Origin of the sequence: Devosia litorisediminis, assembly GCF_018334155.1 — a bacterium.
GTDB classification, from domain to species: Bacteria; Pseudomonadota; Alphaproteobacteria; order Rhizobiales; family Devosiaceae; genus Devosia; species Devosia litorisediminis.
This window is the reverse complement of record NZ_JAGXTP010000001.1, coordinates 2,590,031-2,614,199: the sequence shown is the minus strand read 5'-3', so window position 1 is coordinate 2,614,199 and position 24,169 is coordinate 2,590,031. Positions and strand designations below refer to the sequence as shown.

Genomic DNA, 24,169 nt, shown 5'->3' with positions numbered 1-24,169 from the left:
GGTCACACGCAACCAAGAGGAGTTCGTAAAATGGCTTACGATGACATTCGCGACCAAAATGCAGACGTCAAGGAAACCCACGATCTCATCGCATCCGACAAGGTTGAGGGCACCAAGGTCTACGATCCAAGCGGCGAGCACATCGGCTCAATCGAGCGCATTCTCGTCGAGAAGCGCGGCGGCAAGGTATCCTACGCTGTGCTCAGCTTTGGCGGCTTCTTCGGTATCGGCCACGACCATTACCCGCTGCCATGGTCCAAACTGGACTATGTGGAGGACCTCGGCGGCTATCAGGTCGATGTGACCAAGCAGCAGCTGGAGGGCGCGCCAAAATATGACGGCGACGAGAACTTCTGGACTGCCGATAACGGCCGTCGCGTCTATGACTATTACGGTGTGGCTCCATACTGGATCTAACCCGCGCCAAGCGCTTTTGATCACCTGATCATTGCACGCCGGCGCTCCCTTGCGGGAGCGCCGGTTTTGTTCGCCTATTGCACTTCAGGCACCCAGACCACCATCGATCCCTGTCCGCGATTGGCCCACAGGTAGTAGGGCAGCGCGGTCAGCGTCGCCTTTTCATCCTGCGGTGGGTCGGTGCGATATAACGCCTGCCAGTCACCTTCCTTGATTGCCAGGGCATCGGCCTTCAGGGTCACAACGCCATCAAACAGATCGGCACGCTTCTCTGTCTTGAGCTGGGCATCCCGGGGCAGCTTGAGCCGCTGCACGCGCCCGCCTGGATTGTCGGCTTCCTCGACGCAATAGACCAACGGACCGCGCTTGAGTGCAATCCGGCCCGCATCCATGATCACGCCGGGATGGGCATAAAGCCGGACCGGCGGCATGGGCAACTCCATGGTCACTACATCGCCCTCGAACCAGTCACGGTTGATGGTCAGATAGCCATCGACTGCCGCCGAGACGTCCACGGCATTGCCATTGACGGACACCTTGGCGCCTTCGCACCAGCCTGGAATGCGCAGCTTCAGGTCGAACGTCGTTGGCACCTTGGGATCAACTTCAATCCGGATATCCCCGCTCCAGGGATAGGTCGAGATCTCACGCAGCGCGACCATGGTGCCGGCAATCTCGACCTCGGTATCGATCCCGCCATAAAGGTGGAACGCCACGCCATCCTGCGCGGTAGAGAGGAAGTATCCGCCCACCGAGGCCACCAGCCGGCTGACATTCATCGTGCAGCACGGGCAGGTGTGCCAGTCCCAACGGGTCGGCGTGCCGTCACTCTCAAGAGGATTGGCATAGAAATACTGCTCCCCATCCCGGCTCAGCCCGCTCAGCGCGCCATTGAACATTGCCAGTTCAAGGATGTCGGCATATTTGCCATCGAGGTCCAGATGCAGCATGCGCTGGGCCCAGAAAATCAGGGCTACCGACGCACAGGTCTCGGCATAGGCCGTCTGATTGGGCAGATCGAAATCATGGGTGAAGCCCTCGTTCTGTGCCGAGGGGCCCAGGCCCGCCGTCACATACATCTTGGTCTCCATCACATCGTCCCACAGCACCTCGCAGGCACGCTTGAGATCGGCGTCACCGATCTCGGCCGCAAGGTCCGCCATGGCTGTATAGAGATACATCGCGCGCACCGCGTGGCCGACAACCTTGTCCTGCTCGCGCACCGGCTTGTGGCTCTGGCTGTATTCGTAATTGCCCTGCACATAGCGCTGCTGCTTTTCTGCATCGCCCCGCGCTTCGCGTTCGACGTCGAAAAAATGCGGTGGTTGCTGGCCGCGCTCGTTGATCAGATAGGTGGCGAAATCGAGATGCTTCTTGTCGCGCGTCAGATAGTACAGCTTCATCAGCGCCAGCTCGAGCTCCTCATGCCCGTCATAGCCGCGCTTCTGCCCCGGGCCAGTACCGAAAACCGAATAGATGTGCTCGAGATAGCGCTCCATGATGTCGAGCCAGCGCCGGCGGCCGGTTACCTGGAAATAGGCAATCGCGCCTTCGAGCAAATGGCCAGCATTATACATCTCGTGATTGTCACGCAGATTGGTCCAGCGCTTGTCTGGCTCATGGCCAAGATACCAGCAATTGAGGTAGCCATCGGGCGCCTGCGCCGTCTCAAAATCATCGACAATAGCCTCGATCTTGGCTTCGATATCTTCATCCCGGCGATGTGCCAGCGCATAGCTGGCCGCTTCAATCCACTTGCCGATATCGCTGTCCCAGAACACCTGAACGGTGAACCCGTTGGCGTGGCGCGGAAAGCGCAAGGGTGGCGGTGGCTGTTTGAGCTTAAGCGAATCCAGGATCGTATATTCGCTCAGCTTTTTGTGCTGGCTGGGGATGGTCCGCGTCAGAACGGTTTCGAGCCGCTCATGCCAGAACTGGCCCTCCAGTTTGACGTCGGGAAAGTTGACGGGGGCATAGCGGCTCATGATTGATTCTCCTCGGTCGTCTTTTTGGAATTGCCGGGGTCCGACGATTGGCGAACCACCAGTGAACAGGGCAGCCGTTCGACGCCCTTGAGGCGCTCCCCGGCGATCATGGCGATCAGTCGCTCGCCAGCCGCGCGCCCCAGCGCGCGCAAATTCATGTCGACGCTGGTCAGTGGCGGTCGCGCTGCCAATGCCATCACGTCCCAATTGTCGAAACCGACCACCGCCACATCCTGCGGCACCCGCAGGCCGCGCTCGCGCAGCGCATCGGTGGCGCCGCGGGCGATCTGGTCATTGCCGCAGAACAGCGCGTCTGGATGGGTTTGCTCGCCGTCGAACAGTTCGGCCACCGCTTCGCGTCCCGACTGCTCGGACCATTGGCCATTGCGGTAAAAGCCCCCAATCTGTGGCAATCCTGCTTTGCTCAGGGCGTCAGCAAACCCATTTTGACGCAGCGTCACGGCCTCAAAACGCTCAGGCCCGGTGATATGGGCAATGCGCTTGCGCCCGCCGGCAATCAGGTGCTCCACCCCCAATACGGCCCCGCCATAGTCATCGGGTACCAGGCACAGCGCATCAGGATCGTCCGTCTGCGAGAACACATAGATCACCGGCATGGTCTTGCCCGGCACGGCAATGGCCGGGCGCCGGTCCATGCGCCGTGCCGTCACCACCAGCCCGTCAATCCGCTTGCCCAGCAGCTGGTCGATATGCTGCTTTTCGCGCGCTGGATCTTCGGTCGCATTGCACATGAAGACCGCTATGCCGTGCTCGGCCAGCCGCTCTTCGAGCGCCTCGAAAATCGGGAAGGTGAAGCGGCCCACACTGTCAGTGGTCAGGATGCCAACGGTCATCGATTTGGTCCGGTGCAGGCTTTGCGCCATGGCATTGGGCCGGAACCCCAGTTCCTGGGCGGCCGCGATGACCTTGTCGCGTGTTTCCTGCTTGAGCCGTCCATTGTCGTTGAGCGCCTTGGACGCTGTGCCAATCGACACACCGGCGCGAGCCGCCACGTCGCGAATGGTAGCGCGCTCCGGATAGCGCTCGGCGCCCGTCTCGATGTTGGTCTTGTCGGTCATGCTGCCCCGTCTCCTATTTGACCGCGCCACTGAGGAAGCCGGACACATAGTATTTCTGCAGCAACAGATAGATCAGAATGCAGGGCAGAATCGACAGGATGACTCCCGATTGCAGCGCGCCCCAATCCACAGCGCCCAACCGTCCCGAGCGCACCGACACCAGCATGATGGGCATGGTGAACGCGCTCTCCTTGTTCATGAAGATCAGCGCGGCCAGAAACTCGTTCCAGGAGTTGATGAAGGTGAATAGCGTCACGGTCACCATGCCGGGCAGAACCAGTGGCAGGAAGATGCGCCGCAGCACGGTGAACGAGGTCGCGCCGTCCATCATGGCGGCCTCTTCGATCTCGCGCGGGATGGCCTCAAAGGCATTGCGCATCAGATAGATCGAGAAGGGCAACTGCAGCACTGCATGCACGATGGCCAGCCCCAGATGCGAATTGGCCAGCCCGATCTTGGAAAAGTTGAGATAGATCGGCATCAGGATGGCTTGATAGGGGATCATCAGCGGCGCCAGCATCAGCACGAACAGGAACTCCTTGCCCGGCAGTTGAAAGCGCGCCAGCCCGTATCCAGCCGGCACTGCCAGCGCCAGGCACAGCACGATGGCAATCCCGGCCACCAGCAGCGAATTGCCGGCATAGGTCATCAGCCCTGCCTGATAATCGAACACCTTCTGGTAGTTCTCCAGGCTCAGATTTTGCGGCAGATAGTTGGGCGGGGAAGCCGACGCCTCGGCCGGTGGCTTGATCGATGCCATCAGGCTGAGAAAGATCGGCCCCAGCATCAGCGTGATCACCAGCACGCAGATTGCCGCCACCACCAGACTGCGCCCGCGCAGCAGCGACGTGCCATATTGCAGGATCCCGCTCATTGGCTGTCACTCCGGCTGGTGATGAAGACCTGGATGGCGGCGAACACCAGAATGATCGCGGTCAGGATAATCGACAGTGCGGCCCCGTAACCCAGTTTGAAGCTGATGAAGCTGCTCTGGTAAATCAGATAGACCGAGGTGAAGGTCTGCCCGCGCGGATTGCCCCCGGTCATGATGTAGAACTGGTCGAACGCCAGGATCGAGCCGATCACCGAAATCAGCGTCACCAGCAGAATGGTTCGCATCGATAGCGGCACGATGATACGGCGGACCTTCTGCCAATAGGTGGCGCCATCAATGGTGGCGGCTTCAAGCACCTCGCCATTAATCGACTGGATCGCTGCCACGAAAAGGATCATGCCGAAGCCAACCACCTTCCAGGTGACCGAAATGATCACCCCGATCAGGGCGGAATCTGCCTTGGTGAACCAGACCGGCATATCGGCCACCAGACCCAGATCGACCAGTATCTTGTTGAACAGCCCCACCTGCTGATCCAGCAGCCAGAACCAGAGCAGGCTCGATGTGCCCAGCCCGATCACCACCGGCAGAAACACCGTGGCCCGCGTCAGCAGCCGCAATGGCGTGTTCTGCGATGTCAGCAGGGCAAGCCCGAAGCCCAGACCCATCAGGATGGGGGTAATGACAATGGTATATTTCGCGGTGAAGCCCAGCGCCCGCCAGAATGCCTTGTCGCCCAGCGCTTTTTCATAATTGGCCAGCCCCACCCAGTCGCCCCCGCCCAGCAGTGAGGTGTCGGTCAGTGACAGGTAGATCAGCTGCCCGAATGGCACCAGCACGAAAGCGGTGACGAAGATCAGGGCAGGGGCCACATAGAGCAGGCCCAGATGGCGATTGGGAATGGCTGACACGGTCTGGCCCCGGCAGGAATGATAAGGATTGGGCGGCGGCAAAGGGAGGGCCGCCGCCCGTGCCGCGATTACTCGGCGGCAATTTCGAGCATGGTGGCGCGCGCATCCTCGATGGCGCCCTCAATGTCACCATCGAACACGGCGGTCTGCAGCATGGTCAGCCAGGGGCTCTGATCGGCATTGACCATGTCATTGAAGTGGAAGGCGTAGGGCGTCTGCCCGATGCCGACCGCCTTGGCCGTGGTGATGTAACGTGGCTCATCCTGAAAATAGGCATTGTTGGCCAGATCGCTGCGCGATGGCAGGATCAGGTTTTTCGCCAGTCCTTCAAGCTGCGCCTCGTCGCTCAACTGCCAGGTGATGAAACTTGTGGCGATTTCGGGATTTTTCGCACCGGCCGGGATGGCGATCACGTCGCCGCCCACAAAGGACGAATTCTGTCCCGCCTCGATCCCGGGCAGAGGCGCAATGCCGAAATTCATCTCAGGATGGTTGGCCTTGAGTGCCGAGATGGCAAAGCCACCAGAACCTTGCATGCCGATGGTGCCGGTTTCAAATGTCGCCATGAAATTGGCGCCGGTATCGCCCTCGGCGCTTTCGGGGATAACCCCGGCCTCCCACATATCCTTGAGCATGGTGAGTACTTCAACCACGCCGGGGCCTTCCATCACGGGGGCATCCGGGCCGGTCGGCAATACCTGCGCGCCGCTGCCCCACATCATGGGCGCCTGGGTAAAGATGTTGCAGCCGCCGCACGAGCCCGAGAAGTAGTAGCCATAGACATTGTCAGGATCGCTGGCGTGGATCTTGGTGGCAAAATCCTGCAGTTCGGCCAGTGTTTCGGGCGGATGCTCGGGGTCCAGCCCAGCGGCGGCGAACAGGTCTTTATTATAGAGCAGGATGGACACGTCGGGGGTGAAGCCGGTGCCATAGAGCTTGCCGTCATAGCTGGCCAGATCGCGGAACGCCTGGGCCACCTTGTCCTGATTGGGATCGGCCCCCAGCGTTTCGGTCAGGTCGGTCAAAAAGCCCGCCTTCATGAAGTCTGGCATGAAGATCAGATCAAACGAGATCATGTCCGGCACATCGCCCGATTGCACCGAGGTGGCCAGCTTGGTCACCATCTGGTTGTCGGGAATGGTGGTTAGTTCGATCTGGTCGTCATGGCTGCTGTTCCACAGATCGATCATGTGCTGGGCGGCATTGGAACTCGATGAGCGCGCCCAGAGGCTGAGTGTTTCTGCAGTGGCGGCGACCGGCGAGAACGCGGCGGCTGACAGCGATAGCGCGAGCGCCATCCTGCCCAGAATTGGCATGTTCATGACTGTTTCTCCCTGTGTTCGGCCTGCGCAAGCTCCTCCCCGCACCGGCCAATGCCCCTCGGGGCTTGATAAGAAAAGGTTTTCCTTTTGTCGCTGGCGCTGTTGTGATCTGGCCTGCTTCACAAGTTGGGAAAAGGTTTTCTCAAATGCCTTTGTGCCACAGGCTCCGATGCTGTTCAACTGGCAAAGATCATTTTTCCGCCGTGCGGGGCAGGTCGGGCCCTAGAAGCTCAGATTGGCGGGCACGGGCGGCGCTGACTTAAGCACGGAGATACGCACGCGCTCATTGGCATCAAGATAGGGGTCATTGGGGAAATAGGGTTCGGTATCGGCCCGGCCCACCACCGAGTCGATCAGTCCGCTACCCAGGCCGAATTCGCCCAGTGTGGCACGGGTAACATTGGCGCGGTCGCTCGACAGCTCCCAGGCACCATAGCGCGGATTGCTGTATTGCACCCCCGCAGCCGTATGGCCGGTGATCCGCAGTGGATGCCCCAGCCCCACCAGAATCGGCGCGATCACCGCCAGCGCCTTGCGGGTGGGCTCGATGGGATATTTGCTGCCCTCGGGGAACATGCGGCGGCCCGCATTGTCCGAGATTACGATATCCATGCCCTCCTCTGTATTTTCCACGATCAGGTTGTCGGCAAACGGCGTCAGTTGGGGCATGTCCTGCCAGGCTTGGCGGATGGAGGCGGCGGCCAGCGCAAACGCTTCGTCATCCTTGGTCGGGCTGGGTGCAGCGGCAGCCGACAATCCCAGCAGATCATCGGGCTCGATCGACACGCCATTGTCTTCCTCTTCGACCTGGCTCTTGGGCAGGTCTGAGGCGTTTTCCAGCACATGGTCGCGGAATGGATTGCCGTCCTTTTCAATCACCCCGTTGACCGTACGTGTCTTGGTGATGCCGAATGCTTCGCGCATTGAGCCCGCGACCACCTGCAGCTTGACGGTGTCCTGAATGGAAAACGAGATCAGCAGCACGAAAAAGCACACCAGAATCGACATCAGATCACCAAAGGTGACCATCCATTCCGGCGCGCCGCCTGCAACTTTCTTTTTCCGAGCCATGGCCGGATCAGGCCGCTTGCTCGAGCAGGCTCTGATGCTGATGTTCGGGCAGGTAGGCAACCAGCTTTTCGCGCAGCAGGGAAGGGCTCATGCCATCCTTGACGCCCAGCACGCCGTCAATGATCAGCGTCTGGTTGATTTCCTCGATATCAAGCTTGGCCGACAGCTTGTCGGCGATCGGCAGGCAGACCAGATTGGCCAGCACCGCGCCATAGAGCGTGGTCAGCAAAGCCACCGCCATAGCCGGGCCAATCGCGGCAGGATCGTCCATATTGCCCAGCATCTGCACCAGGCCCACAATCGTGCCGATCATGCCAAAGGCCGGGCCGGCGTCGCCCAGCGACTTGAAGATGCGTTGGCCTTCGGACAGCCGCGACAGATATTGATCGCGCGCCAGCTCCAGCGCGTCGCGAATATAGGTCGCGTCATAGCCGTCCGCGATATAGGTGGCACCGCGCGACAGGCCTGCTTCCTTGGTTTCGAAGGTCTCAAGGCCCAGCGGACCCTTCTTGCGGACAATGTCGCCCATTTCCACGATCGACTGGATGGTCTCACGCGGATTGGTTTTCTTGTGGGTGAACGCAACCCGGCCGCCCAGGGCAAAGCTGGGGCCAATACCGGACAGCGGAAAGCGGATAACGGTTGCGGCCAGGCCGCCCCCAAACACCACAAGCACGGAAGGCAGATCGACAAAGGCCGAAAAAGAGCCGCCCAGCGATACGGCCCAACCAATCACAGCGGCGCCAACGATGATGCCCGCAATTGTCGCAATATCCATGCCGCAGCCCCTTTAAGTTCCGCGGAGAATATAAATCACGGCCCCTAACTCATCGTAAATCTGGCCCGTGAAAAGATTCATAACTGCCTGAATCTGGATAATAATTTTGGTGCGACAAGTCGTCACGACGCCGCCCGCCTAACGCGACGCGCGCGTTCGACCGACCAAAACAACTGTGGTCAAACAATTTTCAGAGATGGAGAGGACTGGTGCTGCCGGACAGGATTGAACTGTCGGCCTCCCCATTACCAATGGGGTGCTCTACCACTGAGCTACGGCAGCATTTGTTACGCGGCTGGTATGCTCGGCGCGACGGGGGCTCTACTGCCATAGGGTCTGGCTCGACGCAAGGCAAAAAAACGCCTATCACCGCCTTCAACATAAACACGAATCCAACACGCCCCATGAGCAAATCCCAAGAAGCCACTGTTCGAGACCAAAGATTGGCCGCAAAGCTTCGCGAGAACCTCAAGCGCCGCAAGGGTCAGGCCAAGGCGCGTTCCGATTCGGAACGTCAGGCGCCAGATCCCCAACCGGCCCCCGAAACGGTCACGGTGAAGAAACCGTAAACCATTTTCGGACGACTATCGAAATCTTCAACGCTGAGAGCGGCGAGTCTGGCTTACGTGGCAACTAGGACTTGGCCTACCTCGATCTCCAGGTAGCTAGGGCACCAGCCCGCCATATAGGACGTAGACTATGGATCGTATCCGTTTGATCGGTGGCAATGAACTCAATGGCGAAATCGCCATTTCCGGCGCCAAGAACGCCGCCTTGCCCCTGATGATTGCATCATTGCTGACCGATGAACCCCTCGTGCTGCAGAACGTGCCGCGCCTGGCCGACGTCAAGCAGCTCGAACGCATTCTCGAGAATCATGGCGTCGATATCGCCGTGCACGGCCGCCGCCGTGGCGAAGACGACATGGTTGGCCAGCGCATGACCTTTCATGCCGCCGACATTGTCGACACCACCGCGCCCTATGAGCTGGTCTCCAAGATGCGCGCCAGCTTCTGGGTCATCGGCCCGCTTTTGTCGCGGTGCCACGAGGCCCGCGTCTCGCTGCCCGGCGGCTGCGCCATTGGCACACGCCCGGTCGATCTGTTCCTGTTCGGCCTCAAGGCGCTGGGCGCCGAGATCGATATCGACGAAGGCTATGTTGTTGCCAGGGCACCCAAGGGCGGTCTGGTCGGCGCCACCATCGCTTTCCCCAAAGTGTCCGTCGGCGCGACCCACACCATCCTGATGGCCGCGACCCTGGCCAAGGGCACCACGGTGATCGAAAATGCCGCCCAGGAACCCGAAATCACCAATGTCGCTGAATGTCTGGTCGCCATGGGCGCCAAGATCACCGGCATTGGCACCCGGACGCTGACCATTGAGGGCGTCGAGCGCCTGCATGGCGCCACGGTGGACGTCATCCCCGACCGCATTGAAACCGGCACCTTCGCCATGGCCACCGCCATGACGGGCGGCAATGTGCTGCTCAAGGGTGCGCGTCCCGAGCACCTGCAGTCGGCGCTCGATATTCTGGCGCAGACCGGCACCAGGCTGACCGTTGAGCCCGGCGGGCTGCGTGTGCAGCGCAGTGGCAATGGCATTGCCGCAGTCGATGTCGAGACCGATCCGTTCCCCGGCTTCCCCACCGATCTGCAGGCGCAGTTCATGGCCCTGATGACCATGAGCGAGGGCACCAGCCAGATTCGCGAAACCATCTTTGAAAACCGCTACATGCACGTGGCCGAACTCGTCCGCTTTGGCGCTGACATCGCCGTCGATGGCCAGGTGGCCACCATTCATGGCAAGCCCCAGCTCAAGGGGGCCCAGGTCATGGCCACCGATCTGCGCGCCTCGGTTTCGCTGGTCATCGCCGGTCTGGCGGCCAGTGGCGAAACCATCGTCAACCGCATCTACCATCTTGATCGCGGCTTTGAGGGCCTCGAAGACAAGCTCAGCCGTTGCGGCGCCGAAATCGAGCGGGTTGCTGGCTAGTCAGCCAGTCCAGGGCAGACGCTGCTAGTCCAGCGTCTGCCGATAGCGCAGCATTGCCAGCAGCGAAAACACCACCAGAATGATGGCCAGTGCGCCAAACTGGCTGGTTACATCGGCGCTGTCGGCGCCCTTGAGCATGACCTTGCGCACCAGCCGGATGAAGTGGGTCGCCGGGACCCCTGTGCCCAGCATCTGCGCCCAGCCGGGCATGCCGGCAAACGGGAACATGAAGCCTGACAGCAGGATCGACGGCAAGATGGTGAAAAAGCTCAGCTGCATCGCCTGCATCTGACTGCGTGCTACGGTCGAAATCAGAAAACCCAGCGCCAGATTGCCCAGAATGAACAGGTTGAAGCCGATGAAAAAGGCCAGGAAGCTGCCTTCGAACGGCACCGAGAACACCACGAACGCGGCCACCAGAAACACCACTGTCTGCACATAGCCGACCAGCACATAGGGCAGGATTTTGCCCAGCATCACCTCGAACGGTTTGACCGGCGTCGAGATGAGCATTTCCATGGTGCCGCGCTCATATTCCTTGACGATGGCCACGGCGGTGATCATCACCATGGTCATCGACAGGATGATCGCCAGCAGCCCCGGCACGATATTGGTCGAGGTCTTGCCCTCGGGATTGTACTGCCGATGCAGTATCACCCCGAACGGGGCAGGGGACCCCGCCACACTTGCCAGCGGCCCGGTCAATGTCTGGTTCACCGCGCCATTGATAATACCGCCCAGCGCGGCTGCAGCGCCCCCGATGGCAGCAGGGTCCGCCGCATCGGCCGCCAGCAGAATGTCGGGCCGCAGCCCGCGCACCACATCGCGTTCAAAATGGGCCGGGATCACCACAACAAAGCTGGCCACACCGCGCCGCAGCGCATCCTCGCCCTCGGCGGGCCCGTGCACCACGCCGGTGAAATCAAAATAGCCTGAGGTCTCCATGCCCGCCAGCATGGCACGTACCAGCGGCCCGTCATCATTGACCTCCACCAGTGTCGGCAGATCGCGCGGATCCGCATTGATCGCGAAGCCGAACAGCATCAACTGCATGATCGGCAGCACGATCATCATCGCGAAGGTGACGCGGTCGCGTCGCATCTGGATGAATTCCTTGGCCAGCACGGCCACAAAGCGGGACAGGGAGAACAGGCTCATGCTGCATCCCGCGAGAAATTGTCCTGCGCCCCCGCCATCAGATAGATGAACGCCTCTTCCAGCCCTGCCGGCTGCAGGCTCCAGCGTTGCCCTCCCTTGGCCTCAAAGGCACGCACGGTGGTCTCGAGCGCCTGGGCATCCGTGCCCGACACATGCAGGGTCGACCCAAAACGCGCGATCTGCGCCACCCCCGGCTGACCTGCCAGCGCCGTTTCGAGCGCAGCCAGTTCGGGTCCCTCGGCCCTCCAGGTGGTCAGGCCGACAATTGCGGGAATGTCGCCTGCGGGGCCATCGATCAGCTTTTTGCCATAGGCGATATAGGTGATGAAATCGCACTGCACGGCCTCGTCCATGTAGTGGGTCGATACCAGCACCGTCACGCCGGTCTTGCTCAACCGTCGGATTTCGTCCCAGAAATCGCGACGAGCTTTGGGGTCCACGCCCGCTGTAGGTTCATCCAGCAGCAGCAATTTGGGGTCATGAATCAGACAGGCAGCCAGCGCCAGCCGCTGCTTCCAGCCGCCCGAAAGCGTGCCCGCGAGCTGTCCGGCACGGTCGGCCAGTCCCAGATCTTCCAGCGCCGTCGTCACGCGCACCTTGCGGTTCTTGATCCCGTACATGCGGGCCACGAAGTCCAGATTCTCGCGGATCGACAGGTCTTCATACAGGCTGAACTTCTGCGTCATGTAGCCGACCTGTTTCTTGATCTCGCCTGCCTGGTGGCGCACATCAAATCCAAGACAGCTGCCTTCACCCGCATCGGGTACCAGCAAACCGCACAACATGCGGATGGTGGTCGTCTTGCCCGAGCCATTGGGGCCCAGAAAGCCGTAGATCGCCCCGCGCGGCACCGTGATGTCAAAGGCGTCGACCACCAGCTTGTCGCCAAACCGCTTGGTCATGCCCCGCACATCAATGACCGGCGCCGCACTCATCGGGTCACCGTCACGGGTTGGCCGGGCTGAAGTGTGCCGGGTTCGGCCAGTTCGGCTTCAACCAGATAGACCAGCCGGCCGCGCTCCTCACGCGAATAGATCACGGGCGGCGTGGTCTGTGGCTCCTGCGCCAGATAACTGATCGTGGCGCGCATCGCCGAACACCCGTCGCACCCCACCGCTACCTGATCTCCCAGCGCCAGGCCGGACCGATCGGTCTCCGGCACAAAAAACCGGGCTTTCAAGGCGCCGGCGGGCAGGATCGACAGCACCGGCGCCCCGGTGGCCATTTCACCGGTCGTGTAGAACAGGCGATCCACCAGTCCCGCAACCGGTGCCCTGGTCTGACGGTCAGCCAGCTCAAGTGCCGCGCGGCGTGCATCGGCCTGGGCAGCGTTCAAATTGGCTTCAGCTGCCAATTGCTGGGCATTGCGCGCCGGCAACTCGGCCACCCCGACCTGTGCCGTCAACTGGTTCACCTGCGCCTGCGCTGCGTTCAGCGCGGCGCGGTCCTGTTCGACCCGCACTTCTGGCACCGTCCCCAGCGCGAGCAGCTTTTCACTGCGAGCCAGGTTGGATTGCGCCAGCACCAGATCCGATTGCGCCTTGCTCAGTGTTGCGCGGATCACATCGATCTCCTGGCTGCGCCCGCCGGTAACCAGATTGTCCAGCGTGGCTTCTGCCGAGGCGACCCGGGCCTGTGCTGCGTCCAGCAGTGCCTGTTGCTGTCGGTCATCGAGGCTGAACAGCAACTGCCCCACCGCGACGGCCTCACCCTCATGCACCGCTATTTCGGCTATGCGCCCGCCGCTGGCTGGCGCCAGATAGACATAGTCGGCTTCCAGATAGCCCACATAACCTGTGTCGACCGCTGCGCCACCGGGCAGGATCGCCATCAGCGTTGCCAGGATGGCCGCAAAAAATTCGTTCATGGCCGGGCCTCGCTCATGCCGTAAAACAGGATGTCGAGATGGCTCTTGAGCAGGCGCTCCATGGCCAGACCGTCATCGGGTCGGATGTCGAACAATTCGCTCATGGCGATATGGGCCATCAATGGCCCGATGATCGAGCGCACTGCCATCTCCGGATCGATAGGCCGCAATTGCCCATTGGCCACGCCGCGCGCCACCATGCCCTCCAGTGCCGGCCGCACCTTGTCGAGCACTTCGCGCCGATACATCGCTGCCAGCTCTGGAAACCGCACCACTTCGCTCAGCACCAGCTTGGGCACTGCCAGCTTGGCCGGGTCGGATAACTGCCGACACAGAATGGTCAGCAGCATGGTGATGGCCTCGCGCGGGTCGCCGTCAAAATGCGCCAGACCTTCCACCGCGTGGTCGGCAACTGGCGCAAGCGCGCGCTTCACGATGCCCTCAAGCAGCGCTTCCTTGGAGGGAAAGTAAAGATAGACCAGCCCTTTGGAGACCCCGGCAGCCCGCGCGACCTCGTCCACCTTGGCCGCCGCGAAGCCTTTTTCTACGAACACCGCCAGTGCTGCATCAAGCACTTCGTCAGGCCTGGCCTCGGCGCGACGGCGGAATTTTTTGGTGTCTTCGCCCATGGCATTTCTCCAGCTATTGCTTGTTAATAACTGACTGGTCAGTCAGTAACAAGTAAAATCCATTGCACGGTGGCTTCTCGCGGGCCGCGCTTTTTGCGCTGGCCGCATTGCTCAACACCGATCAAGCTTGTAGATCGGAAGCGGGGTGACCAGATACGGTCCTTCCAACTCAAAGGCCGACCATCCATGACCGACCTGAAGCTGCTCGCGCTCGACACCGAAGACCTCGAAGTCATTTCCGCCCATGTACAGGACGCCGTCCTGCGCGTTTCCGACATGGGCTATGCGCGCGGCGATCGCCGCTTTGCGCTGTTGATGAACCGCTTCGACTGGGAATCGGGCAAATCCCGCCGCGACAAGGGCGTGCGCAAGCGCACCGCGCTGCATTTTGACGCGGTCCAGTCAGTCGTGACCAATGGTTTTGATCCAGCCGCGCCCGAGGGTGTATTGGAATTGCTGGCCATAACCTTCAAATCCATTGACGGCCCGGCCGGTATCGTTGAACTCAGCTTTGCCGGTGGCGGTACCGTCCGTCTCGGCGTTGAATGCCTCGAAGCCCGGCTGAGCGATCTTGGTGCCGCCTGGGCCGCCGCGGCCAAGCCGGCCCACTCTCTCGACTAAGGACTGCTGATGCCCATTCGTCTTGATGCCGCTGACAGTGATTTCGAGCAGCGCTTCGTGCAGCTGCTTGAAGGCAAGCGCGAAGCCAGCAAGGACGTCAACGACGCTGTGGCCAGTATCATCGCAGACGTGCGCGCGCGCGGCGACGCGGCGGTGGTCGAGCTGACCAACAAGTTCGACCACGCCAATGTCGCACTTGATACGCTCGCCATCTCGGCCGAGGAAATCGCCAGCGCCGCGGCCAGCGTTCCCGACAATATCCGCGCCGCGTTGCAGACGGCCCATGATCGCATCTGGGCGCACCATGCCAAGCAGAAGCCCGAAGACCACATCTACACCGATCCGCTCGGCGTTACCCTGGGCACCCGCTGGACCCCGGTCGATGCCGTGGGCATCTATGTGCCGGGTGGACTGGCCTCCTATCCTTCGTCGGTGCTGATGAATGCCGTGCCAGCCAAGGTGGCCGGCGTGGCGCGCATTGCCATGGTCGTGCCTACCCCCAATGGCGAAATCAATCCCGCCATTCTGCTCGCTGCCCAGATTGCTGGCGTCACCGAGATCTACCGCATTGGCGGCGCACAGGCCGTCGCTGCGCTGGCCTATGGCACCGCATCCATTCCCAAGGTCGACAAGGTTGTCGGCCCCGGCAATGCCTATGTTGCCACGGCCAAGCGTCAGGTTTTCGGCCAGGTCGGCATCGACATGATCGCCGGTCCCTCCGAAGTGCTGGTGATCGCCGACGGCTCGGCCAATCCCGCCTGGGTCGCCGCCGATCTGATCGCGCAGGCTGAACACGGGGCAGGTGCCCAGTCCATTCTGGTCACCACCGAAAAGGGCCTGGCCGATACGGTCGACGCCGAAGTCGATCGCCAACTCGCACTGCTGCCCAAGGAGGAGATTGCACGCCAGGGCTGGGATGAGTTCGGCGCCATCATCACCGTTTGCTCGCTCGATGAAGCTGCCATTCTGGCCAATCGCATTGCTTCAGAGCATGTCGAACTGGCCATCAATGATCCGCAGGGCTTTATGGGCGCCATCCGCCACGCCGGTGCGATCTTCCTGGGCCACCACACCCCAGAAGCCATTGGCGATTATGTTGGCGGCTCCAATCACGTGCTGCCCACCGCCCGCTCGGCGCGCTTTGCCTCGGGCCTGGGTGTGCTCGATTTCATGAAGCGCACCTCCATTCTGGGCTGTGATCCGTCCTCGCTCTCGGCACTTGCCGAGGCGGCGGTGACCATTGCCGAGGTCGAGGCGCTGCATGGCCACGGTCGCTCCATTTCCATCCGGCTGAACCGCTAGGCATGGTGATGGGCACGGAAACGCGCACCAAAGCCGATCCGACCAAGACCGATCGGCTGGTGACCGTCACGCTGGACCCCAACACCATCACCTCGATCAACCCTGACGAGGTGCATGAGTGGCGCATCGCCATTTATGATCTGCTCGAGGACAATAGTTTCCGCCCCGCCCGCGTCAGCGCCAAGGGGCCGTTTGCGCTGCATATGTCTATCGTCGGCAATTCCATCGTGCTTGACGTGCGCAATCCCGATACCTTCCAGCCCATTGCCGCGCACTATCTCTCGCTCACCCCGTTCCGGCGCCTGATCCGCGATTATTTCCGCATTCGCGATGCCTATTATGAGGCGATCCGCTCCGCTCAGCCCTTCCAGATCGAAACGGTCGATATGGCCCGGCGCGGCATGCACAATGAAGCGGCCGAACTGCTGCGTACCCGGCTCGATAACAAGCTGATCATCGATCTCAATACCGCCCGGCGCTTGTTCACCCTGATCTGTGCCGTCCAGCCCTATGCCAGCCGCATTGACGAGAGCAAATCCGAGCTGCCCACCGTGCTGTTCGTCTGCTCGATGAATTCGGTGCGCTCGCCTATCGCCGCCGCGCTCGCGCGCAAGGCTTTCCCAGGTCGCATCATCGCCCGCTCGGTTGGCGTCAATGGCGGCAAGGCCGATCAGTTCGTCCATCAGGTCATGGAAGAAGTCGGTATTGATATGAGCGTGCACACGCCCCACATTCTCGACGAGCTGGTGGCCAACCATTTTGATCTGGTGATCTGCCTGTCCGATGATGCCCCGGAAGCCGTCGCCCGCAAGGGTCTGGAGGCGGGCGCTGTCGAGCGCTGGCAGGTTGCGGACCCCTCACTTGTCGAGGGCAATCGCGACGTTGTTCTCGGTGCATATCGCGAGTTGCGGGACACGCTTTCAAGGCGTGTTCGGGAGCGGTTGGAGTCACTGGTTTCCGGTGGTTCACAAACCCGATGAATTGAAGTAGGTTCCGCCCAATTTCCGACCCCTGGCGCGCCATTCCGAGCTGCGCGGGGTCTTATCTGGAGACAGTATGGCAAAGGAAGAAGTGCTCGAATTTCCGGGCGTGGTAGTGGAATTGCTTCCCAATGCGACCTTTCGGGTCAAGTTGGAAAACGAACATGAGATCATCGCCCACACGGCTGGCCGCATGCGCAAGAATCGCATTCGCGTCCTCGCTGGTGACAAGGTCCTGTGCGAAATGACGCCCTACGACCTGACCAAGGGCCGCATCACCTACCGCTTCAAGTAAGGCTAACGCGATGGCCAGCCGTCCGGACCTGATCCTGGCCTCCGCCTCGCCGCGCCGGCTGGCATTGCTCAATCAAATCGGCATCGAGCCCGAGCACCTTGTGCCCGCCCATGTCGATGAGACCCCTGAAAAGGGCGAGCTGCCACGCAAGCTCGCGCAGCGTCTGGCCGACCTCAAGGCATTGACCGCCCAACACAAGGCCCGCTCTGCGGGCTTTGGTGCTGACGCATTGGTGCTTGGCGCCGATACGGTCGTTGCTGTCGGGCGGCGCATTCTACCCAAGGCTGAAACCATGGAAGAGGCCAGCGAGTGCCTGTCCATGCTCTCGGGGCGGGCCCATCGCGTCTATACCGGCCTGACGGTACTCACGCCCTCGGGCGCCAAGCGCCAGCGGCTGGTGGAAACCCGCATTCGCTTCAAGCGGCTCTCGACCCGCGAGATGGAAGCCTATCTGGCCAGCGCCGAATGGCGCGGCAAGGCTGGCGGCTACGCCATCCAGGGCATTGCGGCTGCCTTTGTCGTCAAGCTCACCGGCTCCTATTCGGGCGTGGTTGGCCTGCCATTGATGGAAACCGCCCAATTGCTGGCCGGCGAGGGCTATCCAGTCCATTTCAACTGGCTCAATCAGTCCACGCTGTCGGGCGTCTGATGGCCACCCCAGCCGCCGCCAAAAAATGCCCCATCTGCTCCAAGCCTGCCGTTGAGGCCTTCAAGCCCTTCTGCTCAAAGCGCTGCGCCGATGTGGACCTCAATCGCTGGCTTACCGGCGGCTATGTCATCCCCGCGCGCGATGACGAGCCTATGTCCGAGAACGACAATTCCATCCCCAGCTACGATCAGGACGACGAATTCTGATCCATTTGCGCCGTCCATCGCCCCAAAAACCCGAGCTGACCCGCCAGTTTCTCGCCAATCGTGCAAACTGATTTTCAACAGGCGCTTTTCGCGCTTGCACGGCAAAAACCCATCCCCTATAAGGCCCATGGCTTTCAGCCGGGCGGACCTTCCGCCCACTTGCCCGGGTAGCTCAGTTGGTAGAGCAGCGGATTGAAAATCCGCGTGTCACTGGTTCGATTCCGGTCCCGGGCACCACCTTTTCTTTACAAAGACCAGTTCGTGATGCCCGAGGGCGTTTCCAGCGCGGCTTTGCTCTGAGCTAAGCTGACTGCAGGTTCAGCGCCTGCCCATCATATCGACCGGTCGTCACGGCCTCGGCCAGCACATGCGCCACGTCGGCGCGGGAGGCTTCGGCGGATTTGTCCACGTCTTCGCCCAGAATCACATTGTCGCTACGGCCATCATCAGTCAGGGCAACCGGGCGCAGGATGGCGTAGGTCAGGCCGGACGCCTTGAGGTGTTCGTCGGCGGCGTGCTTGGCCTTGAGATAATGCGCCAGCTTGCCTTCAGGATTGGCTTGGTCGGCGCCGACCGAACTCAGCATGACAAAGCGGGATACGCCCGCCGCGCGCGCCAGATCGACCAGGCGTTGCGCGCCGTCGCGATCCACCTTGTCGGTCATTTCGGGACCAGTTGAGCCGCCCGAGCCTGCTGCAAAGACGACTGCATCCATGCCCTCGCACACGCCCGCCTGCAGATCGGTCAGATCACCCTGGCGCAGGTTCGCACCCGCGGGCAGGGCGCTGGTGTCCGAGCTTTCGCGCACCAGGGCTGTGGGTTGGTGACCCTGATCGATCAGGGCCTGGACGAGTTGGCGCCCGGTCTTGCCGGTTGCGCCGGCAACAAGAATATTCATGCTCATAACTATGCTCCTAAGCTCGGATTTTGATTTGGGTTGCGTATGTCGCGCGGGATGTCGAAAAGGTGGGCGGAACACCGGAAAACCGGCGCCGCCGCGCGGTTACGGCAGGAAAATCGCCTTGGTGTTGACGAATTCCTTCATGCCGAAGCCGCCATGTTCGCGGCCATAGCCGGAATCCTTTACGCCCCCGAATGGCATGTTGGGGTCGGCCGCGCCGAACGAATTGATGCGGATCATGCCGGTATCGAAGTGGTCGCGTGCCAGTTCCAGCGCACGCTCTTCATTCTTGGAAAAGATGCCGCCGCCCAGTCCATACCGGCTTTCATTGGCCAGACGCATGGCGTCCTCGTCATCCTTGGCGCGAATGATCGAGGCGACCGGCCCAAAGATTTCGTCGTCATAGGCGGGCATGCCGGGTTTCAGGTCCGCCAACACCGTGGCGGGGTAGTACGCCCCCGTCCGGTCAGGCGCCGTGCCACCACACAGGACGCTCGCGCCCTTGGCGACGCTCTCGTCAACCTGGCTTTTGACGGTATCAAACTGGTCCTGACTCGACAGGGGCCCAAGCTGGCTGTTCTCGTCGGTCGGATCGCCCAGGCTGATATCCTTCATCTTGGCGACAAAGGCATCGACAAAGGCGTCATACACCTTTTCGGTCACGATGAAGCGCTTGGCCGAGACGCAGGTTTCGCCATTATTGTAGAGCCGTCCCATCACCGAATATTTCACGGCGGTATCAATGTCGGCATCTTCGAGCACGAGATAGGCGTCGTTCGAGCCCAGTTCGAGCACGGTCTTCTTCAGCGCCTTGGCAGCCACAGCGCCAATATGACGGCCCGCGCTATCGCTGCCGGTCAGGGTCACGCCGCGCACCTTGGGGTGCGCAATCAGCTTGTCGCTGATGTCGTGGTCGATTAGCACGACCTGGAACAGATCTTCGGGCAGGCCCGCTGCGATGCACAATTCGCGCAGGCGCAGCCCTGAGCCGGTGCAGATGCTGGCATGCTTGAGCACACAGCCATTGCCCGCCATCAGATTGGCAGCCAGCACGCGCACCGGTTGGTAGAGCGGAAAGTTCCATGGCTGTATGGAGTAGATCACGCCAATGGGCTGGTAGCTCACCACGCCGCGCTTCTGCTTGGCGCCATGGGTGCGCTCTTCATCGGCCAGCGCGTCTGGGCCATTCTTGGCGGTGTATTCAAAGATCGCGGCGCAGATTTCCACCTCGCGCTTGCCATCCTTGATCAGCTTGCCGGTCTCCTGCGTCATCAGCGCGGCCAGCTCATCGGCATTGTCGCGCAGTTCCTGCGCGATCTTGTTCAGATAGGGCGCGCGCTCTGCATGCGATAGCGTGCGCCATTCCACAAACGCGGTGTGGCAGGCCTCGACCCGGTCAATCGCCTCAGCCTCGCTCATCCGGTTATAGGTCTGGATTTCCTCTTCGGTGGCAGGGTTGATGGTCGTGATCGTGGACATGCTCGCTCCTTGAATATCCAGGGCAGAACGGGCGGATTTGCTGTCCGTTCCGTTCAACACGCGAGCGTGAGCCGTACCGTCCAGGTGCATCACGCCGCTATCCGCCATCAGACTCAACCTGACACTTCGCGCCGTCGCGGGCTTGTTTCTGCCGGCGCACAGGTCGCACTATGGGCTCAGGGGGAGACTCGGCGCGCCGCGGCATGCCCGCGTCAGTCTGCCTGACCCGTCGTCATTCCGAGGCCAGCACGCATGAACCAGATCGATCTTCGCGACCAGGTCGCCATTGTCACCGGCGGCGCCCAGGGGCTGGGCTTCGCCATCGCCAAGCGGCTGATCGACAGCGGCGCTCAGGTGAGCCTGTGGGATTCCAACGCCCAGGTGCTGTCACAGGCCACAGTGGCCCTGGGGGCGGCCGCCTCATCCATGGTCGTGGACATCACCGATTATGCCAGCCTGCTGGGCGCTCACGCCGAAGTCGAACGCCAGATCGGGCCGGTATCGATCCTGGTCAACTCCGCTGGCATTGCTGGCTCCAATGCCAGCCTGGAGGATTACGACCCGGACGAATGGCGTCGTGTTGTCGAGGTCAATCTCAACGGCACCTTCTACGTTAACAAGGTGGTGATTGGCGCCATGAAGGCCCGCAATTACGGGCGCATCGTCAATATTTCCTCGGTTGCCGGCAAGGAGGGTAATCCCAACCTCTCGGCCTATTCAGCCGCCAAGGCAGGCGTTATCGGGCTGACCAAGTCGCTGGGCAAGGAACTGGCCAAATTCGATATCGGGGTCAATGCCATCACTCCCGCGACGGCCAAGACCGCCATTCTCGACACCCTGACCCCTGAATTCATCGACTACATGCTGGTGCGCATCCCGCGCGGGCGCTTCCTGGAGGTCGATGAGGCTGCCGCCATGGTGGCCTGGCTGGTCAGTCGTGACAACAGCTTCACCACGGCCAGCGTCTTCGATCTCTCGGGCGGTCGGGCGACGTATTGATCACGATGCGTTCGGCTTTGTCACAACATCTGTAAGACCTGCCTAACCATGGCGTTTAACGCCTGCCTCAAGCTTGTGCGTCATAGTGAAGCCTCGTGATAAAACGTGGTGGTACAGCGTTTTTGTTCTGAAGCGACCGGTGAGAGGTTTTCATGGTCACCGACAGTGCATTATTGCTGCATTTGCAGACCGAGGTGCTTGAAGCAGTCGCTCGCGGCGAGACGATTGCGTCGATCGCCGAGTTGCTGTGCCGCCGGGCCGAAGCCATGGCCCCCGGCGCCATCTGCTCCATTCTCGCCATTGATGGCGCGGGACGGGTTCAGCCGCTTGCGGCTCCCAGCCTGCCACCAGAGTTCTCTGCGGCGCTTGTTGATCTTCCCATTGGGCCACAAACCGGCTCGTGCGGCACCGCTGCCTACACCAAACAGCCGGTAATGGTCACCGATATCGACAACGACCCCCTCTGGGCCGATTATCGCGCATTGGCGCAGCCCTTGGGTTTGCGGGCCTGCTGGTCCAGCCCGATCTGCGACAAGAACGGCCAGACAGTGGCCACCTTCGCCTTCTATTATCGCACCTGTCGCGGCCCCAATGTGGTGGAACGCGATATCGTCCAGACCTGCCTGCATCTGTGCGCCCTTGCTATCGATCACGACAAGGTCCGCGCGCGCAGCGAACGACTTGCCTATTTCGATGTCCTCACCGGGCTGCCCAATCGCGGGCACTTCGATGAATTGCTGGCAGATGCCGTCTCGCATAAGGCCCCGTTCGGTCTGCTACTGATCGATATTGATCATCTCAAGGTCGTCAACGACACTGTCGGTCATGTGGTTGGTGATCTGATGATCCGCACCCTGGCCGAGCGCATTGCCGGTGCCCATTCCAGCCTGGTGGCCTGTCGGTTGGGCGGCGACGAGTTCGCCGTGCTGGTGCCCGCCTGCGGCACCGAAACCTGCCTGCACGATGCGGCTACCACCATTATCGAGGCCGCCGCAGGTCTGATCCACGCCGATGGCCAGGCCATCGATCCCCATATCACTCTTGGCGGTGCCCTGTTCGGCGCTGACGGCGAAGACAGTGGCTCATTGCGTCAGAACGCCGATTTCGCGCTCTATCACGCCAAGGAAATTCGTCGCGGCGGCTTTGTCCGGTTCACCCCCGATCTGCGTACTTCCATGCTCGAACGCGCCCGCATGGTGCGCGATGTCGATCTGGCGCTGAGCGAAAACCGCATCTTGGCGCACTACCAGCCAGTCGTCCGCCTCGACACTGCCGAGATCGTCGGCGTAGAAGCGCTGGCTCGCATGCGCATGCCTGATGGGCGCATTGCCAGCGCCGGCGAATTCCACGCCGCCTTCGCCGATCCGCGCATTGCCTGGCAATTGACCGGCCAGATCATGAATCAGGTCGCCCGCGATGTCCGCCAATGGCTCGATGACGGCATTGATTTCCAGCATGTTGGCATCAATGTCACCTCGGGCGATTTCCTGCGCGGTGACCTCGAACAGCGCATCGTTGACACCTTTGGTGCAGCCCGCGTGCCGCTCCACCACATCGCCCTTGAGGTCAACGAAGCCGTCTTCATGGGCGGCATCGATCAGGTCCCCAAGACCGTCAGCGCCCTGCGTGAGCGTGGCGTTCTGGTAGCGCTTGATGATTTCGGCACCGGCTTTGCCTCGCTGACCCATTTGCTCAGCTTCCCGGTTGATGTCATCAAGATCGACAAGTCATTCGTTGACCGTATCGGCTCCGACGCTGCCAGCAGCACCATTGTGGGGTGCATCATCGAGGTGGCCCGCAAGCTCGACATGAAGATTGTCGCTGAAGGGATCGAGGCCGCCGATCAGGTTCAGGCGCTGGCCGAACTGGGCTGCAAGCTGGGGCAGGGCTTCCTGTTCTCCCGCCCGTGTTCAGCGGAAGACACCACCAGTCTGCTCACCACCTTCGCCCAGAAGCGCGTGCCACTGCGTCAGGCCAGCAAGCTCTCGGCCTGATCTGCGCGTAAATACGCAAGCAAAAGCCCGGCCACCCAATCAAGGGTGCCCGGGCTTTCTTACGTCAGGTCGGGTGCGCGGCGCAGGTCGCTCAGGGAGGGGACGCGCCCTGCTGCCAGGAGATCTAGCGCTTGCCGATCGAACGGAAAGCGTCGGAATCAATCCCGAGGGTCTTGAGGTGCTTGGCTTTGGGCGCACGCCCACCTTCAACAGCCGCCGCGGCGGCAGCAGCGCTGCCGAACACGTCGAACACGGTGCCAAGGGTCGCAAACAAAGTTTTGCGCGGATTGCTCATAGCCAGTTCCTCATAAGACCCAACCGAATTGCCGGGTCGCTTTCATGACTAGACAAATGGGCGCGCCGCCTGCTTTGCGGTAGGCCCAATTGGTCAATCCAGCCATGCGGTGAGGGTATTGCCCGCTCAGGGCATGTGCGGACAGGCCGCGCCCAGCCATGGGGCGCGCAGAGCCGACATAGCGACTTCTGCTGCTAGAGCAGGGTGGTCATCATCGTGGCGGCCACGGCTACAATGCCCATCGCGGTCATCCCTGCCGCAACCAGCATGATCTGGGCGTGATGGACATGGTTGGCGGCGCGCGCCTGTGCGCGGGTGCCGCTTGGCTTGCTCTGTGCGTGGTCGAAATTGAGATGCGCCATTCTCGGTCGTCCCCTCAGCATGCCGATCCGTGCCGGATCGGG

General features: G+C 61.4%; 26 protein-coding genes and 2 tRNA genes. 12 read left to right on the top strand and 16 right to left on the bottom strand.

What is annotated here, in order from left to right; all coding sequences use genetic code 11:
- The first annotated feature begins 30 nt into the window (after positions 1-30).
- Positions 31-417 (top strand): PRC-barrel domain-containing protein, encoded by a 387-nt coding sequence (locus KD146_RS12485; RefSeq protein ID WP_212658981.1) that lies wholly within the window; start codon positions 31-33, stop codon positions 415-417.
- Between the two features lie 74 nt (positions 418-491).
- On the opposite strand, the gene KD146_RS12480 is transcribed toward KD146_RS12485, so the two are convergent.
- From KD146_RS12480 to KD146_RS12445, 8 genes are all read right to left on the bottom strand, one after another.
- Positions 492-2,402 (bottom strand): glycoside hydrolase family 127 protein, encoded by a 1,911-nt coding sequence (locus tag KD146_RS12480; RefSeq protein WP_212658980.1) that lies wholly within the window; start codon positions 2,400-2,402, stop codon positions 492-494.
- Positions 2,399-3,481 (bottom strand): LacI family DNA-binding transcriptional regulator, encoded by a 1,083-nt coding sequence (locus tag KD146_RS12475; protein ID WP_212658979.1) that lies wholly within the window; start codon positions 3,479-3,481, stop codon positions 2,399-2,401. Before KD146_RS12475 ends, KD146_RS12480 begins: the two co-directional genes overlap by 4 nt.
- 13 nt (positions 3,482-3,494) lie before the next feature.
- Positions 3,495-4,355, bottom strand: a complete 861-nt coding sequence (locus KD146_RS12470; RefSeq protein ID WP_212658978.1) for a carbohydrate ABC transporter permease — start codon at positions 4,353-4,355, stop codon at positions 3,495-3,497.
- Positions 4,352-5,227: a carbohydrate ABC transporter permease gene (locus KD146_RS12465; RefSeq protein ID WP_212658977.1), complete on the bottom strand. Its 876-nt coding sequence runs from the start codon at positions 5,225-5,227 to the stop codon at positions 4,352-4,354. Before KD146_RS12465 ends, KD146_RS12470 begins: the two co-directional genes overlap by 4 nt.
- A 68-nt stretch (positions 5,228-5,295) precedes the next feature.
- On the bottom strand, positions 5,296-6,549 hold the full coding sequence (locus KD146_RS12460) for an ABC transporter substrate-binding protein (protein WP_212658976.1): 1,254 nt from the start codon (positions 6,547-6,549) through the stop codon (positions 5,296-5,298).
- 222 nt (positions 6,550-6,771) lie between these two features.
- Positions 6,772-7,620 (bottom strand): OmpA/MotB family protein, encoded by an 849-nt coding sequence (locus tag KD146_RS12455; RefSeq protein ID WP_212658975.1) that lies wholly within the window; start codon positions 7,618-7,620, stop codon positions 6,772-6,774.
- Positions 7,621-7,627: 7 nt separating this feature from the next.
- Entirely contained in the window at positions 7,628-8,398 is a 771-nt protein-coding gene (locus KD146_RS12450) for a motility protein A (RefSeq protein ID WP_212658974.1), read from the bottom strand.
- Positions 8,399-8,605: 207 nt separating this feature from the next.
- Positions 8,606-8,680 (bottom strand) — tRNA-Thr (locus KD146_RS12445).
- Between the two features lie 161 nt (positions 8,681-8,841).
- Here KD146_RS12445 and KD146_RS18375 point away from each other — a divergent pair.
- Together KD146_RS18375 and murA are read left to right on the top strand one after the other, a co-directional pair.
- Positions 8,842-8,967 (top strand): hypothetical protein, encoded by a 126-nt coding sequence (locus KD146_RS18375; protein ID WP_282222859.1) that lies wholly within the window; start codon positions 8,842-8,844, stop codon positions 8,965-8,967.
- 130 nt (positions 8,968-9,097) lie between these two features.
- Positions 9,098-10,390 (top strand): UDP-N-acetylglucosamine 1-carboxyvinyltransferase, encoded by a 1,293-nt coding sequence (gene murA, locus KD146_RS12440; protein WP_212658973.1) that lies wholly within the window; start codon positions 9,098-9,100, stop codon positions 10,388-10,390.
- 24 nt (positions 10,391-10,414) lie between these two features.
- Here the strand turns inward: murA and KD146_RS12435 are convergent, their stop codons facing one another.
- The 4 genes from KD146_RS12435 to KD146_RS12420 are packed head-to-tail and all read right to left on the bottom strand — an operon-like array spanning position 10,415 to position 14,044.
- Positions 10,415-11,548: an ABC transporter permease gene (locus tag KD146_RS12435; protein WP_212658972.1), complete on the bottom strand. Its 1,134-nt coding sequence runs from the start codon at positions 11,546-11,548 to the stop codon at positions 10,415-10,417.
- Entirely contained in the window at positions 11,545-12,483 is a 939-nt protein-coding gene (locus KD146_RS12430) for an ABC transporter ATP-binding protein (RefSeq protein ID WP_212658971.1), read from the bottom strand. Before KD146_RS12430 ends, KD146_RS12435 begins: the two co-directional genes overlap by 4 nt.
- Positions 12,480-13,415: an HlyD family secretion protein gene (locus KD146_RS12425; RefSeq protein ID WP_212658970.1), complete on the bottom strand. Its 936-nt coding sequence runs from the start codon at positions 13,413-13,415 to the stop codon at positions 12,480-12,482. Before KD146_RS12425 ends, KD146_RS12430 begins: the two co-directional genes overlap by 4 nt.
- Positions 13,412-14,044 (bottom strand): TetR/AcrR family transcriptional regulator, encoded by a 633-nt coding sequence (locus tag KD146_RS12420; protein WP_212658969.1) that lies wholly within the window; start codon positions 14,042-14,044, stop codon positions 13,412-13,414. Before KD146_RS12420 ends, KD146_RS12425 begins: the two co-directional genes overlap by 4 nt.
- 186 nt (positions 14,045-14,230) lie before the next feature.
- Between KD146_RS12420 and KD146_RS12415 the strand changes: the two genes are divergently transcribed.
- The 7 genes from KD146_RS12415 (at position 14,231) to KD146_RS12385 (ending at position 18,334) form a co-directional block, all read left to right on the top strand.
- Positions 14,231-14,665 carry a DUF2948 family protein gene (locus tag KD146_RS12415; RefSeq protein WP_212658968.1) on the top strand — a complete coding sequence of 145 codons (435 nt, stop codon included), beginning with the start codon at positions 14,231-14,233 and terminating at the stop codon, positions 14,663-14,665.
- A gap of 9 nt (positions 14,666-14,674) precedes the next feature.
- Positions 14,675-15,967 (top strand): histidinol dehydrogenase, encoded by a 1,293-nt coding sequence (gene hisD / locus KD146_RS12410; RefSeq protein ID WP_212658967.1) that lies wholly within the window; start codon positions 14,675-14,677, stop codon positions 15,965-15,967.
- Between the two features lie 2 nt (positions 15,968-15,969).
- Entirely contained in the window at positions 15,970-16,947 is a 978-nt protein-coding gene (locus tag KD146_RS18500; protein ID WP_212658966.1) for a UPF0262 family protein, read from the top strand.
- Between the two features lie 76 nt (positions 16,948-17,023).
- Entirely contained in the window at positions 17,024-17,242 is a 219-nt protein-coding gene (gene infA / locus KD146_RS12400) for a translation initiation factor IF-1 (protein ID WP_046138947.1), read from the top strand.
- Between the two features lie 10 nt (positions 17,243-17,252).
- Positions 17,253-17,891 (top strand): Maf family nucleotide pyrophosphatase, encoded by a 639-nt coding sequence (locus KD146_RS12395; RefSeq protein ID WP_212658965.1) that lies wholly within the window; start codon positions 17,253-17,255, stop codon positions 17,889-17,891.
- Entirely contained in the window at positions 17,891-18,097 is a 207-nt protein-coding gene (yacG, locus tag KD146_RS12390) for a DNA gyrase inhibitor YacG (protein ID WP_212658964.1), read from the top strand. Before KD146_RS12395 ends, yacG begins: the two co-directional genes overlap by 1 nt.
- 161 nt (positions 18,098-18,258) lie before the next feature.
- A tRNA-Phe gene (locus KD146_RS12385) sits at positions 18,259-18,334 on the top strand.
- Between the two features lie 64 nt (positions 18,335-18,398).
- Here the strand turns inward: KD146_RS12385 and KD146_RS12380 are convergent.
- Positions 18,399-19,001 carry an SDR family oxidoreductase gene (locus tag KD146_RS12380; RefSeq protein ID WP_212658963.1) on the bottom strand — a complete coding sequence of 201 codons (603 nt, stop codon included), beginning with the start codon at positions 18,999-19,001 and terminating at the stop codon, positions 18,399-18,401.
- 99 nt (positions 19,002-19,100) lie between these two features.
- Complete coding sequence (locus KD146_RS12375) at positions 19,101-20,477, bottom strand: NAD-dependent succinate-semialdehyde dehydrogenase (RefSeq protein WP_212658962.1); 1,377 nt, start codon at positions 20,475-20,477, stop codon at positions 19,101-19,103.
- Positions 20,478-20,729: 252 nt separating this feature from the next.
- Between KD146_RS12375 and KD146_RS12370 the strand changes: the two genes are divergently transcribed.
- Complete coding sequence (locus KD146_RS12370) at positions 20,730-21,476, top strand: SDR family NAD(P)-dependent oxidoreductase (RefSeq protein WP_212658961.1); 747 nt, start codon at positions 20,730-20,732, stop codon at positions 21,474-21,476.
- A 152-nt stretch (positions 21,477-21,628) separates the two neighbouring features.
- Positions 21,629-23,470 carry a putative bifunctional diguanylate cyclase/phosphodiesterase gene (locus KD146_RS12365; protein WP_212658960.1) on the top strand — a complete coding sequence of 614 codons (1,842 nt, stop codon included), beginning with the start codon at positions 21,629-21,631 and terminating at the stop codon, positions 23,468-23,470.
- A gap of 124 nt (positions 23,471-23,594) precedes the next feature.
- Here KD146_RS12365 and KD146_RS12360 read toward each other — a convergent pair whose 3' ends face one another.
- Positions 23,595-23,765, bottom strand: a complete 171-nt coding sequence (locus KD146_RS12360) for a hypothetical protein (protein WP_212658959.1) — start codon at positions 23,763-23,765, stop codon at positions 23,595-23,597.
- Positions 23,766-23,959: 194 nt separating this feature from the next.
- On the bottom strand, positions 23,960-24,127 hold the full coding sequence (locus tag KD146_RS12355; protein ID WP_212658958.1) for a hypothetical protein: 168 nt from the start codon (positions 24,125-24,127) through the stop codon (positions 23,960-23,962).
- Positions 24,128-24,169: the final 42 nt, after the last annotated feature.